This is a genomic window from Candidatus Symbiopectobacterium sp. NZEC135, assembly GCF_025962695.1.
The window spans coordinates 1-577 of the sequence record NZ_JAGFPF010001357.1; the positions used below are offsets into that span (position 1 = coordinate 1).

1 pseudogene is annotated in these 577 nt (G+C 47.1%); it reads right to left on the reverse strand.

The annotated features are described in order from the left end of the window. Window positions 1–576 (reverse strand): annotated as a pseudogene (locus J5224_RS34245) (hypothetical protein); the annotation flags it as partial. Window position 577 lies beyond the last annotated feature (1 nt).

Here is a 577-nt window from a genome sequence, read left to right on the forward strand (position 1 = left end):
AAACACACGGAAATATCTGACGTTTTCTGTGTCCAGTATTTCATCGATATAATGACCAAACCGGCCTTTCGCCATCAGATCTTTACTGACATACAGGCGAACAGGTTTACCCTCATGTTTATCAAAGAAATTAAAAAGAAAACCCCGTCCATACCGATGCATTAGCGTCCCGCCGCCATAGATGACGCCCGCGTACGGGTTAGTCAATCCTCGCTGAATATGCGTTATATATTCATGAAGATAGATCTGACCGTAGTTCATGATCCTGAGTCTTAACGCCCAGAACTCATCAGGCAACGTTTCTTTCGCTTCCTGCCATGTGTCGATCAACCGCTGCAGCTGGTTGGTTCGCGTGTATCGACTCCAGCGTGGCTCTTCACCTGCACCGGGCTCTTCATCATCCCCGAGAGGTTTTTTTACATAAGCTGGAGTAACAAGCTTAACGGGATCGGCTGGTTCACCCTCAGGATCATCAATCGAAGGATCAAAGCAGTTGATATAGTCTGTCAGCTTTTGCTTTGCTTTTCTTTCCGTGAAATCAGCCTCTGATTCATCCGGCCGTCTGTCCTGATCCACA